The sequence below is a fragment of the Streptomyces regalis genome (assembly GCF_001509475.1).
GTDB lineage: Bacteria > Actinomycetota > Actinomycetes > Streptomycetales > Streptomycetaceae > Streptomyces > Streptomyces regalis.
On the sequence record NZ_LLZG01000070.1, the window covers coordinates 1 to 15,755 of the forward strand.

At 68.6% G+C, this 15,755-nt stretch carries 8 protein-coding genes; 7 read left to right on the forward strand and 1 reads right to left on the reverse strand.

Going from position 1 to position 15,755, the window contains the following annotated elements; all coding sequences use genetic code 11:
• The first annotated feature begins 98 nt into the window (after positions 1 to 98).
• Both ADL12_RS12550 and ADL12_RS12555 read left to right on the forward strand, forming a co-directional pair.
• Positions 99 to 512 (forward strand): hypothetical protein, encoded by a 414-nt coding sequence (locus tag ADL12_RS12550; protein WP_062701613.1) that lies wholly within the window; start codon positions 99 to 101, stop codon positions 510 to 512.
• 439 nt (positions 513 to 951) lie between these two features.
• Entirely contained in the window at positions 952 to 1,659 is a 708-nt protein-coding gene (locus tag ADL12_RS12555) for a helix-turn-helix transcriptional regulator (RefSeq protein ID WP_079051996.1), read from the forward strand.
• A gap of 33 nt (positions 1,660 to 1,692) precedes the next feature.
• Here the strand turns inward: ADL12_RS12555 and ADL12_RS12560 are convergent, their stop codons facing one another.
• Positions 1,693 to 5,190, reverse strand: coding sequence for an FG-GAP-like repeat-containing protein (locus ADL12_RS12560; RefSeq protein ID WP_159053146.1), 3,498 nt, complete (start codon positions 5,188 to 5,190; stop codon positions 1,693 to 1,695).
• A gap of 529 nt (positions 5,191 to 5,719) precedes the next feature.
• Between ADL12_RS12560 and ADL12_RS56380 the strand changes: the two genes are divergently transcribed.
• From ADL12_RS56380 to ADL12_RS12580, 5 genes are all read left to right on the forward strand, one after another.
• Complete coding sequence (locus ADL12_RS56380; RefSeq protein WP_244187876.1) at positions 5,720 to 8,191, forward strand: hypothetical protein; 2,472 nt, start codon at positions 5,720 to 5,722, stop codon at positions 8,189 to 8,191.
• Positions 8,192 to 8,253: 62 nt separating this feature from the next.
• A complete protein-coding gene (locus tag ADL12_RS56385; RefSeq protein WP_062701620.1) occupies positions 8,254 to 13,383 on the forward strand; it encodes a ricin-type beta-trefoil lectin domain protein in 5,130 nt (1,709 codons plus the stop codon).
• Between the two features lie 90 nt (positions 13,384 to 13,473).
• Complete coding sequence (locus tag ADL12_RS50220) at positions 13,474 to 13,971, forward strand: SUKH-4 family immunity protein (RefSeq protein ID WP_159053147.1); 498 nt, start codon at positions 13,474 to 13,476, stop codon at positions 13,969 to 13,971.
• Complete coding sequence (locus tag ADL12_RS12575) at positions 13,971 to 14,672, forward strand: hypothetical protein (protein ID WP_159053148.1); 702 nt, start codon at positions 13,971 to 13,973, stop codon at positions 14,670 to 14,672. Before ADL12_RS50220 ends, ADL12_RS12575 begins: the two co-directional genes overlap by 1 nt.
• A 77-nt stretch (positions 14,673 to 14,749) precedes the next feature.
• Positions 14,750 to 15,553: a hypothetical protein gene (locus tag ADL12_RS12580; RefSeq protein ID WP_062701624.1), complete on the forward strand. Its 804-nt coding sequence runs from the start codon at positions 14,750 to 14,752 to the stop codon at positions 15,551 to 15,553.
• The last annotated feature ends 202 nt before the right edge of the window (positions 15,554 to 15,755 follow it).

The following is a 15,755-nucleotide window of genomic DNA, read 5'->3' on the forward strand; positions in this document are numbered from 1 at the left end:
CCCGTCACTCCGTCCCCCGTCCCCAGCGGCAGTCCCACCCCCCCCCAGAAGAAGTACCGCGCCACCATCCACACCTACACCGTCACCGTGAGGAAGCCATGACCTCCGCGCCGCAGACCTCGCCCCCCGGCCGGACCGACGACGAGCTGGCGCGGTCGGACATCCCGGCGATGCTGCGGTACGGCCTCTCCTTCACCGGCCCGCACCGCACCGCCCTCTTCGGCGACGGCGCGGTGGGCGCCGCCGTCCTGCTGGACCGGCTCGGCGTGCAGCCGCGGGCGGTTGCCTTCCTCGCCAAGGTGGTACGCAGCGGGGGTGTCCGGTACGCGGCCGAGCTGCGCGAGCCGGTGCCGGGAGATGAGGCGGTGTCCATGGTGCGTGCGTGGCTGGAGTCCGCGGCCACCACCGCCGACGGGGTCGACGGCGATGAGGAGGCCGCCCGCTGGCTGGAAGCCGTCGCCGAACTGCTTGGCCTCCGGCACGTCCACCGCTCTCGGACAGCCGGGGAATGAGCGGTGGGCCTCCGGATCACAGGAGTATCTGGGCGAGTTCGGCCGGCAGGGCGGTCACGCGGTGTGCCTGGCCGCGCATGCTCAACAAGTCGACCTGGCAACGCTTGAGACCGACTGGGCGAACCGCCGGATGCGAGGCCCGCATGTCCGGTACCCGGGCAGGACGGCCGGGCCGCCCGGCCCTCCTGCCCGAGTACCGTCCTCATCATCCTCGAATGCGGGGAAAGCCAGAAATTCCGTCGATCCGGGGCACTTCTCACCGGTAGGGGCAGCGCAACGTCGAACAAGCGTGTAGCTTCCGGGGGCATGAAGGGCGGGGGAGCCGGGAGGGGGCTTCTGTCCGCGCGGACCAGTGGGCATCCATAGTGGGGCGTCCGGACTGGCGCAGCCGGTCCTGGGTAGTGATGGGGATCCATTGGGGGGACTGGGGGGTTGCTCGATGGGAGTGCGGCTCATGGTGGTCGACGACCACCGATTGCTCGCCGAGGCGCTGGCCTCGGCACTGAAGCTGCGGGGGCACCGGGTGCTGGCCGCGGCGGCTCCGGCCGCGGGGGCGGCGGAGCTGGTGATCACGCGGGCGCCCGAGGTGTGCCTGCTGGGTACGGCGACGCCGGCGGAGCCCGGCATGTTCGATCCGGTGGTGAAGATCAAGCGGGAGCGGCCGCAGGTGGCGGTGCTGGTGCTGGGGCCGGTGCCGAGCCCGCGCGGGATAGCGGCGGCGTTCGCGGCGGGCGCTTCGGGTTACGTACGGCATGACGAGCGCATCGAGGGGGTCGAGCGGGCGATCATGAAGGCGCGGGCGGGGGAGGCGGCGGTGGCGCCGCAGCTGCTGCAGGGGGCGTTCAGTGAGCTGCTCAACCCCGCGGCTCAACCGGACGACGAGGGGCAGAGGCTGCTGCAGATGCTCACGCCCCGGGAGGTCGAGGTCCTGGTCCGAGTGGCCGACGGCGAGGACACCCGCCTGATCGCCGCAGGCATGGGCATCGCACCCTCGACGGCGCGTACCCATGTCCAGCGGGTTCTGATGAAGCTGGGCGTCGGTTCGAGGCTGGAGGCGGCGGCGCTGGCGGCCCGGACGGGGTTGCTGGACCGGGCGGGGCCCCTCCCACGTGCCTCGGAGGAGACGGAGAGGGGGCCGGAGTCGTAGCAACTCCGGCCCCACCGGGGCCTGTCGGCCCGCTCAGCCGAACGCCAGCTTCGTCGTCTTCCAGTCGCTCGGCGCGCTGATCACCGCCGTCCCCGTGCCGATCACCGACGCGCCGCCCTTGTAGAAGTAGATGGCGCCGTCGCTCCGCAGGGCCCAGAGGTCGGGGATGCCGTCCCTGGTGACGTCCGCGGTGCCGCGGAGGTGGGTGACGGGGGTGGCCGTCGTGTCCCAGCCCTCGGCGTAGGTCTCGTCCGTGCCGGTCCTGGAGGCGGCGGCCGTCGCCAGGGAGGCGATGGTCGCGCCGCCCGCGCTGTCCTTGACGCCGTAGCGCAGATACAGGCGGCCGGAGGAGGCGGAGCGCCACAGCAGGTCGGGCGCGCCGTCGGCGTCGTGGTCGCCGACCGAGACGAGGTCGCGGTCGGCCCAAGCCGTTGAGGCGATCTTCGTGACGGTCAGGAAGGTGCCGCCGGTGTAGCCCTCGAAGGCCCACATCTCGCCGCCGGTGGCGGTGGCAAACAGGTCGGCGCGGCCGTCGGCGTCGTAGTCGCCCACGATGATCTGGTCGAAGGTCGCCGGGTCCGGCGATCCGGACGGCATCCGCAGGGTCAGCCGCTGGGCGATGTCGACGCTGCCGTATCCGTCGCCGGGGTAGACGTACAGCTTGCCGTCGGGCATCCGGGCGAAGACGTCGCCGACGCCATCCGCGCCGATGGCGTCGCCGCCGTGCGTGACCAGCGCGGGCTTGCCGTCCGTGCCGAACCAGTAGCCGGGCAGGTGGTCCTCGCCATTCCTGCCCGGGGAGGTCAGCAGGCCGATGCCGCCCTCATGGGCCGCGGACAGCGAGGCGTGCAGGTCGCCGGCGGTGGTGGACGGGTACATCAACAGGTTCCCGGACGAGCTGATGGCGAGCAGGTCGGGGATCGTGTCGCCGGTCATGTCTCCCGGCTTGTCGGCGCTGTCGCGCGGAGTGACGTAGAAGAGGTACTTCGTGCCGAGCGAGGGGTTGCCCGCGCTGTCGACGGCCCGCACGTACAGCACGTTGGGTCCGGCCATGGGCGGCGGCAGCGTCACGGACGTCGAGGTGCCTGCGGTGACGTTCTTGCCGCTCGCGTACGTCGTCGTGTTGAAGGACCACTCGAAGCGGGTGACGTCGGTGTCGTCGTCCGGCGCGAAGGTGAAGGCGCCGGAGGTGCCGAACTTCACCGTCGACCAGACCGAGCCGTCGTCGTCGGCCGCCGGGAAGTCGGTGGACGTCACGAGGGGCTCGTTGGGCTTGCTGCTGTCGTAGACGAACCGGCACACGTACGGGTCGGAGGTCGGCGCGTACGCCGAGGCGGCCCCGCTGGAGTCGATCGCGCGCACTCGCCAGGAGTAGGTGTGGCCGTTGGTGAACTTCTCCTTGGCGATCGTGGCCGACGCCTTGCCGGTGTTGGTCACCGCGACATTCTGGTCAAGGATCTTGTTGTCGCTGTAGCCGGTGCGCCACAGCTCGAAGTCCAGGTACTTCAAGTCCTGCCGGATGTCGGTGTCGTCCGGGTCGGAGGAGTCCGCCGACAGGGTCAGGTCGCGCTTGCCGATGTGGATGTAGGGATCGGTCTTGTCGCACTTGCCGCCGGGCGACTGGATCACCGAACCCGGTGTCCTCGGCTTGCGGTTGTAGACGAGGGTCAGCTTGGGCGCGCTGTCGCCCTCGGCGCGGAACTTCTTCCAGGAGTACGCCGAGTCCTCGGTGGTGGCGCGCAGCCCGATGGTCATCGAGTACCAGCCACCGTCGGCCGCGTCCTGGGCGATCGACTTGGCGTCATACGACACATAGGCGTCCGGGCAGGACGAGTTGTAGCCGTGCGCGAAGGACTTGGTGCCGATCTCCGACTTCCAGTCCGGCTGGTTGTTCCAGGTGGTCTTGGAAGAGATGCCGCCGGTGTGCCACAGCTGCATCTCACGGCCGGAGCACGACCAGGAGTACGTCTCGCGCAGCCGGATGGAGGCCGAGGAGACGTGGGCGCCCTTGATGTTGGTGGACCAGCCGAGCCGGAAGAAGGACCGGGACAGACCCCAGGTCGTCGACTCGAAGCCGACGCGCGCCTCGGTGGTGCCGCTGTTGTAGTTGGCGCCGTCGTAGAAGCTGGAGCTCGGGTACTTCTTGTATGCCGTGGTCCAGTTCTTGGTCTTGCCGTAGATCGTGGGGTCGATGAAGACCGGGTAGACGGTGTTCTCGTCGGTGAGCAGGTCGGCGTCCGGGACGATCGACAGGCTGGTGGAGGCGGTGCCGGGCGCGCTCAACTCGGCATCGGCGACGGCCATGTGGGTGCCGGGATCGGGTCCGGCGAGGCCCGGCAGGGCGAAGACCTCGTTGTCGGTGAGGGCGGTCCGGACGGCTCCCGTGTACGACGCCCTGCGGAACACGGCACTACCGGCGGACGTCGCTCGACCCGCGCCGGAGTCCCACGCGGCAGGCGATGCCGACGCGGACGGCGTCTCCTCGTCGGGCGCCGACGCGGACGCGGTGGCCTCCGGCTCCGGCGCCGCGCTCGGCGCGTCGGTGTCCATGCCGTCTTGGGGGGCGATGGTCTCCTGGCCCACCTCCGTGCCGGGCTCCTCGGAGTACGACGGCGTCGGCTCCGCGCTCTCCTCGGCCGGCTCCGGATCGGCGCCCTCGGTGACGGCGTACGTGCCCGCCGAGTCCCACACGTACGGCGTGGGGGAGACGGCGATCTCCTGGCCGTCGCGGTCCTTGCCGGTGACGACCTTGGTGACCGGGTCGAGGTGGAAGGTCAGGTCCGGGGAGGACAGTCCGTACGACAGGTCCGCGAGCGCCGGGTTGGCGGCTGCCGCCGCGCTGTGCACGATCAGGACGTGGCTGAAGCCGCTCGCCTGCGCGGTCAGCATGAGGTCCACGCCCTCGAACACGTTGCGGTACAGGGCGCTTGATCCGCTGATCATCGGCTCGGGCAGGGCGCCAGGCCAACTCAGCCCGATCTCATGGCCGTTGCTGGTCAGGATGGCCAACTCGGTGTAGTTCTCGGTGCCGTCAGCGACCTGGAGGGCCCGTGCACCTCCGCCGACGGTGAACACGGCCGGGCGTACGGCCGTAGCGCCACTCGCGCTCGCATCACTCGCCCCGCCCGCCGAGAACACCACCGGGTCGACGGCTGCCTTCGCCGACCATCCCCTGTCGGTCCGGGCGAGTCGGGTGTCGATCGGCTTCCAGGTTCCGTTGACTCTCGCCCGGACGGGCGCCCCGTGCGCGACCAGCTCGAAGCTGCCGTCGGGACGGGCATACGTCGTGGACGTCTCGTCGCGCAGCGCGGTCACCTCGACGCGCTCGCCGGTGGAGACGGCGCGTGCCTGCGCGGTGTCCTGGTCCAGCGGACCGGAAGCGGCCTTCTTCGTCCGGGAGGGGGCCGTCGGTTCCGAACCGTCGAACAGCGGCACGGCGAGCAGCCCGAGGCCGAGCGCGCCGGCGGCAAGGGCGGCCATCCCCGCCCGACCGCGCCCGGATGCGGGCAGGCCGAAGCGACGACGTTGCATGGGCTTACGTCCCTCCCCCTGAAATTCCCGGAGGCCCGGGAACCCTGTGAATTCCTCTGACGGATCCCGGTCCTGTGCTGCTGCGCCCCGGGAAAGCGAGGACAGAGCATGACCGATGCATCGGGATTGCGCCACACCGTTCCTTCACCCAGCCATCGCATGTCTCGCGCAACGGAACCGATCCGCTCGCCCATTCATCTTCTCGATAGGTCTGACCAGCCGGTTCACTTTGCGGGCAAGGCGCCTCAAACAGGAGCGATTTACTCATCCTTGGCGACCAGATTGCCACCATTTGGGATGCCAACATAGTAATTCCGTACGAGCGTGGCCTTTTTGATGGACCGTGAAAAACATCCCTGTGGCAAAGATCATCAGTATTGACTTTCTGTGAATTTCTGCCGGAGCATTCGTGCTCATCAATTGACGGAAAACTGTCTGCGCGGGGGCTGCCGCTGTGAGGGGATCGCTGTCTTGGAGCGGCAGACGGGGACGCGCGCTGACGCGCGCCGAGCGCCGCAGACGGATGCGGATGCGTACCGGGGTGATCGGTTCGCTCGTGGTGGCCCTGGTCGTCGGCGTCGCGCCCGCCGCCTCCGCGCTGCCGCCGGGCGACGACCGCAGCGGTGTCGAGCTGCTTGACTTGCCCGCCGCTGACGAGGCCACGGGGGAGAACGGCGGCACGCTCGCCGAGTTGACGACCAGTGAGGCCGAGCAGCCGGTCGAGTACGAGCCGAGCGAGGTCGCCGCCCCGGCCGGCGGCACGGTGGCAAAGGACCTCACCGGCCTCACCCCCGGCGAGCTGGTGCCGATCACCAGCGCGGACGGCACCACCGCCCTGCCCGTCGAGGTCGGCGCCCCCACGGACGCCACCGCCACGGAGGCCGCCGCCCTGGAGGGCCAGTGGCAGGTCTCCCTGGCGAGCCAGACCGCACTCGCCGCCACCGCCATCGAGGGCGTGGCCCTGACGGTCACCCCACCCACCACCGCCACCGGTGACGCGGTCGTCGCCCTCGACTACTCCGACTTCTCGGAGCTGTACGGCGCCAACTGGGCCGACCGGCTCTCCTTCGTGCAGTACCCGGCGTGCTTCCTGGACACCCCGGACACCGCGGGCTGCTCCGAGCCCACCGAGGTGAAGACCGAGAACGTCGTCGAGCAGACCGGCACGGACACCGACGGCAAGCCGGTGTACGAGCGCAAGATCCTCGCGACGGTCGCCGCCGAGACCCTGGCGGCCGGCGGCACCACATCGTCCACCACGCCTGCCGCCGCCACGAGTGAGGGCACGGTCACCGACGCCGTCTATCGAAAGCCGAAGACCGGGACCGGTGCTCGCCTCGCGTCTCTCGCCGAGGCGACCTCCGGCTCCGGCTCCGGCTCCTCCGTCCTGCTGGCCACCGACTCCGGCTCAGGCTCGAAGGGCGATTTCGGCGCGACCCCGCTGGTCAGCGCGGGTTCATGGTCGGCGGGCGGCAACTCCGGTGCCTTCACGTACTCGTACCCCCTGCAGACCCCGTCTGTGCCCGGCGGCCCCTCGCCGTCGGTTTCGTTCGGCTACAACTCACAGGTGGTGGACGGCCGTACGTCGGCGTCCAACAACCAGCCCTCCTGGATCGGCGACGGCTGGGAGTACAACGCGGGCTCCATCACCCGTACATACAAGTCCTGCCGCGACGACCAGACGAACGGCAACAACACCAAGAAGACCAACGACCTCTGCTTCGGCTCGTACAACGCGACGCTCACACTGGGCGGCACGACCACCGAGCTGGTCCTGCCCGACAGCGCGAGCAGCCCGTACGGCGACAAGTGGGTCACCGCCAACGGCGACGGCTCGCGCGTCGAGCTGCTGAAGAACACCGCGCTCGGCAACGGCGACGAGGACGGCGAGTACTGGCGCGTCACCACCCGGGACGGCACCCAGTACTACTTCGGCAAGCACAAGCTGACCGACACCTGGGCGGCCGGCGACCCGGTCACCGACTCCGTCCTCACCGTCCCCGTCGCGAGCAACCAGAGCGGTGAACCCTGCTACAAAGCGGGCGACTTCGCGGGCTCCTTCTGCACGGAGGCCTGGCGCTGGAACCTCGACTACGTCGTCGACACCGACGGCAACGCGATGGTCCTTTACTGGGAGAAGGAGAAGAACCACTACGCGAAGGACAACGGGTTCAAGCAGTCGGTCGTCTACGACCGCGGCGGCTACCTCAAGCGCATCGAGTACGGCCTGACCAAGGTCAACCCCTACGCCACCCCCATCTCCAAGGTCACCTTCGACGTCGACGAGCGCTGCTTCAAGGAAGGCGAGATCGTCTGCACGACGGAGGCCGACACCAACGACAACTTCGCCTCCGGCGACTTCGCGAAGAACCGCATCTGGTACGACACCCCGGCCGACCTGTACTGCGCGGCCGGCAAGGAGTGCTACGTCCCGGTCCCCACCTTCTGGTCGCGCAAGCGCCTGGCCAAGGTGACGACCTGGACCCAGCGCGTCCAGGGCTCCACCGAACTGCAGCGGGTGGACAGCTGGACCCTCCAGCAGTCGCTGCCCGCCGACCTCACCGACGAGGGCACGGCCCTGTGGCTGGAGTCGATCACCCGCACCGGCTACGCCCCCGACGGCGAGCCCCAGACGCTGAACCCGGTGCAGTTCCTCGCCAACAGCAGATCGATGCCCAACCGCGTCAAGCACGGCGCCGACGACCCGAACCCGGCCTTCGACCGGCTGCGCATCCTGCGGGTCGTGAGCGAGTACGGCGGCGAGACCCTCGTCACCTATGACGACCCGTGGGACGACTGCAAGGTCAATGGCGCTTTTCCCGAGCCCGAGAGCAACACCGCTCAGTGCTTCCCGGTCTACTGGCACCCTGACCCGGACGTCGAGAAGATCGACTGGTTCTACAAGTACCGCGTCGCGTCCGTCCAGGAACTGCCCGCCCTCACCGGCGTGGACCCGTCACCACCCAGTACCAGTACGTCGGCGGCGCCGCCTGGGCTCTGAACCAGGCGGAGTTCTCCAAGAAGAAGACCCGCACCTACGACCAGTGGCGCGGTTACGCGCTCGTGCGGACGATCACGGGCGACACCTCCGCCTCCACCGTCGCGCCGTCCAAGTCCACCCAGGCGGGCATGACGGAGACCCGGTACTTCCGGGGCATGCACGGCGTCCCGCTGCCCGACGGCACCACCCGCTCGGAGACCGTCACCGACTCCACGGGCGCGACCATCTCCACCGACAAGGAGCAGTACGCGGGCAGGGTCGCGGAGACCCTGACGTACACAAAGAACGGCGGCGACCTGCTGACCCGCACTGTCGACTATCCCACGTCGACGCTCCTGGCCACCCGCAGCCGCAGCGGCGGCATCCCGGATCTGAAGGCCTACCGCGTCCAGGACAGCCACAGCATCTCGGTCACGCGCTCCTCCGGCACGGGCGACGACACCCGCACCTGGCGCACCCTCGAGACGGTCAACACCCACGAGGACATCTACGGCCTGCCCACCCAGGTCGAGTCGCAGGGCGACACCGGCAGGACGGGCGACGAGACGTGCACCGTCATGTCGTACGTCCACAACACGGCCAAGCACCTCATCGGCCTTCCCGCGCAGACCCTGACCACCGCCGGCACCTGCGCGGCGGCGGCCACCGCAACCGCCGCCGACTGGATCGACGGCTCCCGGGTGGGCTACGACGGCGCCACCACGTTCAGCGCCACGGCCGTTCCGTCCTCCCCCAACGCCACCATCACCTGGGCCCCCACGGGCGCGGGCGGTGGTTGGGTCAAGGACGGCGAGGTCGCCTACGACTCCTACGGCCGCACGACGGCCACCTGGGACGCCAAGGGCAACAAGAGCACCACGACCTACCGCCCGGACAAGGGACAGGTCTACGAGATCGAGACCACCAACGCGCTGCTGCAGAGCGAGATCACCACGATCGAGCCCGGCCGCGGGGTCTCCCTCGCCGACCAGGACGTCAACGGCCGTACGACGACGTACACCTACGACTCGCTCGGCCGCGCAACGCAGGTGTGGTCGCCGACCCGCTCGACGTCCAAGTCCCCGTCGGCGAAGTTCACGTACGACACCACGATCGGCCAGCCGGTCTCGATCACCACCGAGGCGCTCAGCCACGAGGGCGCGTACGAGACTTCCACCGTCATCTACGACGGCCTCGGCCGCGAGCGGCAGAAGCAGGAGCCGGCGGTCGGCGGCGGCCGTCTGATCACGGACGTCCTGTACAGCGCCAACGGCACCATCAAGCAGACCAACAACGCGTACTTCGCCACGGGCGATCCGAAGACCCAGCTGTTCGAGCTGGCCTCGGACTACCAGGTCCCCAACGCCACCCTCTACGCGTACGACGGCCTCGGCCGTACCCTCACGGAGACCCCGTACCTCAACGGCACGGAGGTCCCGGCGAAGGCGACGCGGTACGAGTACGGCTACGACTACTCCACGGTGATCCCCCCGCAGGGCGGCGCTGCTCAGCGCACCTGGTCCGACGCGCTCGGCCGCACGGTCCGTGTGGACACCTTCACGGACGCGCTGCGTGCGGCGCACCGCGCGACGACGTACACGTACGACGCGCGCGGCGACCGTGTCGAGGCCAAGGACTCCGAGGGCAACCTCTGGACATGGAAGTACGACGCCCGCGGCCGTGAGATCGAGTCGGTCGACCCGGACGCCGGCAAGACGACCACGGCGTATGACGTCCTGGACCGGCCCGAACTGGTGACGGACCAGAACGCGGCCGTGTACACGCTCTACGACGAGCTGTCGCGCCCGACCGAGCAGCACCTCGGCTCCGCCACCGGCACCATGCTGTCGAAGACGGTCTACGACACACTGATCGGCGGCGTGGGCCTGCCGACGTCGCAGACCCGCTACTACTCGGACGGGCAGGCGTACACGACATCGGTGACCGGCTACACGGCCGACTACCAGCCGACCGGCCAGAAGATCAGCATCCCCGAGTCGGTCGCGATGTCGTACGGCCTGGAGAAGGACTACGCCTACAGCTTCGAGTACTCGGAGTCGGGCCTGGTGGAGGCGGTGAACCTGCCGCGGGTGGGCACCCTGCCCGCCGAGCGCCTGGTCATCCGCTACAACGAGGACGGCCTGCCGGTCTCCACCTCGGGCCTGGCCTGGTACACCTCGCAGACCTCCTACTCCCCGTACGGCCAGGTCCTGCGCACGGTCAGCGGCGAGAACCCCAACCGGGTGTGGACGACGAACCTGTTCGACGAGGCGACGGGCGAGCTGACCCGCAGCATCGTCGACCGCGAGTCGACGAGCGACACGACGGCGGTGACGGGCCACCGGGTCAACTCCCGCACCTACGCCTACGACCCGGCCGGCAACGTCACGTCGATGGCCGACACGTCCAACTCGGTGACCGACCGCCAGTGCTTCACGTACGACGCGCTGGGTCAGCTGACGGAGGCATGGACCGCCCCGTCGTCCTGCACGGCGACGGGCAAGACCACGGCCGCCCCGAAGTACTCGGACGGCACGACGAACGTGACGGCGGCGAACAGCGGTTACTGGCAGTCGTACAAGTACGACGCGCTCGGCAACCGCGAGACGCTCGTCGAGCACGATCCGGGCCTGGACACCACCAAGGACGCCACGACGACGTACGCGTACGGCAAGGCGGACGGCACTCAGCCGCACACGCTGACCGGGATGTCGTCGACGTTCAAGGCGGACTCGGGTGCGACGGTCACCAAGGCGACGACGCTGACGTACGACGCTGCGGGCAACACCAAGACCCGTACGTACGACGGCTCGGAGCAGGCGCTGACCTGGACCTATGACGGCCAGGTCGAGACGATCACGGGCTTCGGCGAGAACGGCTCGGGTGCGTGGCTCGGCCTGGCGAACAAGTGCCTGGACCTGTCGGGCAGTTCGACGACGGCGGGCACGGCTCTGCAGCTGTACTCCTGCAATGGCTCCAAGGCGCAGAAGCTGCGGATCGACTCGGCGTCTTCGGCGGATCCGGCGACGGGCGCGCTGAAGGTCCTCGGCAAGTGCGTGGTGCCGTCCGGCGGAGGCACGGCGAACGGCACCGCGATCGTCATCGCGGACTGCACGGGCGCGGCGGGGCAGCAGTGGACGGCGACGTCCACGAACACCCTGAAGCACGTCTCGTCCGGCAAGTGCCTCGACGTCCCGAGTTCCAACTCGGCCGACGGCACCGACCTGCAGCTGTACACCTGCAATGGCTCGTCCGCGCAGACGTGGGCGCCGGACAAGGCGACCAAGTACATCTACGGCGGTGACGGCCAGCGCCTGATGGCGATCTCGTCGACCGAACGCACCCTGTACCTCGGCGAGTCGACGATCTCCGTCAACGCGTCCGGCGGTCCGGCGTACACCGAGCGCTACTACTCCCAGCCGGGTGCGCCGACGGTCATGCGGCATGCGCAGGGTTCGGGCGCGTCGGAGCTGTCGGTGCAGATCACCGACCAGAACGGCACGGCGTACGCCAATGTGGCGTTGACGTCGGGCAACAAGGTCAAGTTCTCCAAGACGGACCCGTTCGGCGTGGAGCGGTCGGAGTCGTCGTCGTGGCGTTCGCATCAGGGCTATATCGGCGGTGACGAGGATGCGAGCAGCGGTCTGATCCACCTGGGCTTCCGCGAGTACGACCCGTCGACCGGCCGGTTCCTGTCGCCGGACCCGGTGCTGGACCTGGCGGACCCGGTTCAGATGAACGGGTACGTGTACTGCGAGAACAATCCGGTCACCTTCGCGGACCCGAGCGGTCTGGCGTCGGAGGGCGGCGGTCTGGAGGAGTACGGCGGTCCGTCGGCGTCGGCGGAGGCGTGGGCGAAGAGCACGCTGAACACGTCGATCTCGGATGTGATCCTCTCGGTCGGCTGGGCTGCCCTGAAGCAGTTCGTCGGCTGGGACGACGTGGTGGCGTGCTTCTCGCGGGGTGATCTGTGGGCGTGCGGCAGCATGGTCGCCGGTGCCATCCCGTGGACGAAAGTGGCCAAGATTCCGGGGGTTCTCAAGGCGGCCGCGAGGATCGCGGGTGCGATCAACGCGCTGATGAAGGCCAAGGAGAAGGCCCGCAAGATCATCGAACTGGCCAAGAAGGCCCGCGAGCTGGCGCGCAAGGCGAAGGAGGCCAAGCGCAAGGCAGCTGAGCGTGCGGCGCAGTTGAAGAAGAAGGCCAAGGAGTCACTGACGCGGCAGAACAAGAAAGCCGCGCAGAAGACGGGTAATGCCGCGCAGAAGACGCAGAAGGTGGCGGCGAAGAAGGCCGAAGCCAAGCCGCGCCAGGCCAAGGCGAAGGACGAGTCGTCCGGCGGCGGCAAGGGCGAAGGCAATGGGCCAGGCGAGTGCAACAGCTTTGTGCCAGGCACCAAGGTTCTGATGGCCGATGGCACGGCCAAGCCCATCGAGGACGTGGAGAACGGCGACAAGGTCCTGGCCACAGACCCGGAGACGGGTGAGACCGCGGTGGAGACGGTCTCCGCCGAGATCACGGGCGAGGGCGTCAAGCGCCTGGTCAAGGTCACCATCGCCACCGAGGAGGGCACGACCGCCGAGATCACGGCTACTGACGGGCACCCGTTCTGGGTTCCGGAACTGGGCGAATGGGTCGACGCCACCGACCTGACGGCGGGCGAGTGGCTGCGCACCAGCGCCGGCACCTACGTCCAGATCACGGCGATCGAGCGCTGGACCGCCCCCCAGGCCACCGTCCACAACCTCACAGTCAGCGACCTGCACACCTACTACGTGCAGGCCGGGGATACGTCCCTCCTTGTACACAACGACAACTGCCAAGTCGGCCCGGAAGTCGGCTCGCAGGTTGACTACGACTCTAACGACGAGCTGGTTCGAGCGACCCAAGCGGCACGTGTGGCCGCCGGTAAGACTCGCGGCAAGGGAGGCAACTGGGGAGCGGCACGCCTGCACGACGGCACGATCATCACCGGTAGGTCCGGAGGCGGTCTGCACACGGAACAGGACCTCATCCAGAAGGCCGGCGGCGCGGACAATATCAAAGATCTCTACAGTGAACGTGCCCCTTGTGCTGCCAGGTGCCAGCCTCTTGTGAGCGGAATCAATGTAACCTGGTCGTTCAGATGGAACGGCGCAACTGGTGCCGAGACCAAGGCAATACGTGCCAGAACTAATGCGTCACTCAAGGGCGCTGTAAATGCCTTGTTTTGACGGGTGGGTGAAGCCGAGTGGAGGTGCGAATTGTCTCAGACGGATCCAATGAGTGATGCAGCGGGTGACAACTTCCCAAGGTTCTCGCGCGTGCATCCTGTCGTCCCTGAAGGGGTTCCGGAAAGAGTAGGGCGGCTTCTTAGGGAAGATGGAGTTCCGGCATCCCTGATCGGTCTCGAATATGTGGCTCTTGATGTGGTGAACCTTGTTCCTCATGGAGGTCCGGCAGGTCTCGCGGCCTTCGGGTCCTGCGGGCTGAACGGAAGGGTCTGCTTGGACATCGCTACGGCCAGGGTCGTTCATATCGCAGACATGGCGGCATCTGTGGTGAATCCGGTAAATTCGAACTTGGATCTCTTTGTGAGTTGCGTGAGTGCCACGATCGCCCGCTTTCCGTTTTACGGGGAAGGAGAGGCGGGAGAAGAGGCTGAGCGTGTCGCCGACGAACTCTCGGATATTCTGCTCGGAATCGATCCGGAAGTATCGTCAATGAATGGATTTTGGCAGACGTTCATTGACGATGTAGCCATTGGGGATTATTCGACCGAGGTGGTCGCGGAAGTTCGGAATGAGAATCGGCTCCGGTGATGGTTCGAGCGCGAATTGCAACCGGCGACCGTCGCAGCCAGGCGGCCTGCGCCCTGCTGCTGTTCCCGGCTTTGCTGACGGGGTGTGACGTGGCGAGCGGGGGCGGCGGTTCGTCCGCCGATGACCTGGGCCTGAATCCGATAACCCAGGCGACGGCCACGGCCCTGCCCGGCAGGCTGGACGAGGCGGCGCTGGCGGGCCGGGAGGCGGAGGGCTTCACGGTGACCGAGGCCAAGGCGCCCGCGGTGCGAGTGTCGCAGAATGCATGCGCGCCGGCGGGGTACATCCTGTCGGGCATGGTGATCGGCAAGCCAGCGAGCACGGTCGTACGCCAGGCGTCGGGAGAGGACACGGTGGTGTCGGTTGTCCTCGCGGAGTACGAGGCCGAACAGGCCCAGCCAGCGATGGACGCCCTCGCGACGGCGGTCGACGAGTGCGCGGGCGGTTTCACTGCGACGGTGGACGGCGAGGAGCGGGGCTTCGGGAAGGTCGCCCTGGAGCTGGCTCCGGAGGGTACGGACCAGGCGATGGGGCTGAGGGCGGTGGTCGAACGTGCCGGGGTGAAGACGCCTGTCAAGGCGGTGGCCCTCCGCAAGGGGAACACCGTCGCCTACGTCAGCGCCGTGCCCGAGGGCAGTGTCCCGAAGGATTTCGCCGTACCGGCGGCCGTCGTGGACGCCCAGCTGGCCAAGCTGTCCTGAGATACCCGGCGTGAACAGGTTTGGCTGATGGAGTGTCAGTCATTATTGAGGAACAGAGAGAGCGAACACAGCACATCATGAACAGATCCGGCATACGCCGCTCCCGCTTCCGTACCGGCGCTCTGGCGGCTTCCGCCCTGGTGTCCGTCGTCGTGCTCACCGGGTGCGGTGGCTCCGGCGGCAGCGACTCCGCCACTGGCGAGTCCGCCTCACCGTCCGCGTCGCCGTCCGCCGGGCAGGCCTCCACTGCCGCTTCCCCCGTCAAGCCGCTGACGGCCGCCGAGTTGGAGAAGGCGTCCCTGGCTAAGGCGGACCTGTCCGGGTACCAGGTGGCCACGGCGAGCAAGGCGGAGACCACTGCGGCGAAGGCGGTGAAAGTAAGCGGTGAGGAGTGCGTGCCGTTGGGGCGTGCGGTGGCCGGGACCGCGGTGGGGGAGCCCGCCGAGACCACCCACCGCAGGGTGACTGGCAATTCCGGTACCGGCGGCGCGTCCTCCTCCGAGTCTGCGGCTCTCGACATCAACACCGGCATGGTCACTCTGGCCTCGTACGCGAGTGCCGACGAGGCCGCCGCCGCGTTGAAGTCCGTTGGCGATGCGGTCACCGCCTGTGCGGGCGGCTTTGAGTGGACCGCCGGCGGCGAGAAGTTGGAGGCGGGCAAGGTCACGAAGGGCACCGCGCCCGAGGCCGGTGAGGAAGCGGTCGCGTTCACTGCCGTCACCCCGATCGACGGCGTCGACGCCCCGTGGAAGGTGGTCGTCTTCCGCGACGGCGCCACCCTCGCTCACTTCACCGTGGCCAACGCCGGCTCCATGATCTCCGGCGAGGACTTCACCTTCCCCGCCGATCTCGTCACCGCCCAGGCGGACAAGCTCGCCTGACCCGCCACGCTCCGTGCGGGGCGGGCTCGTCACGCCGGGCTCGCCTCGCAAAGGTCTTCGCTCCTGGACGTGTTGAGCGGCGCGCACGGCGTTTACGCCGGGGGCGTGGGCAGGGCGCCGGTGCGTATGCCTGCCAGGAGGTGGGCGAGGGTGGCGGGGGTGGTGGTGAGGTGGGTTGTGGGGGTGTCGCTCTCGCGGAGGT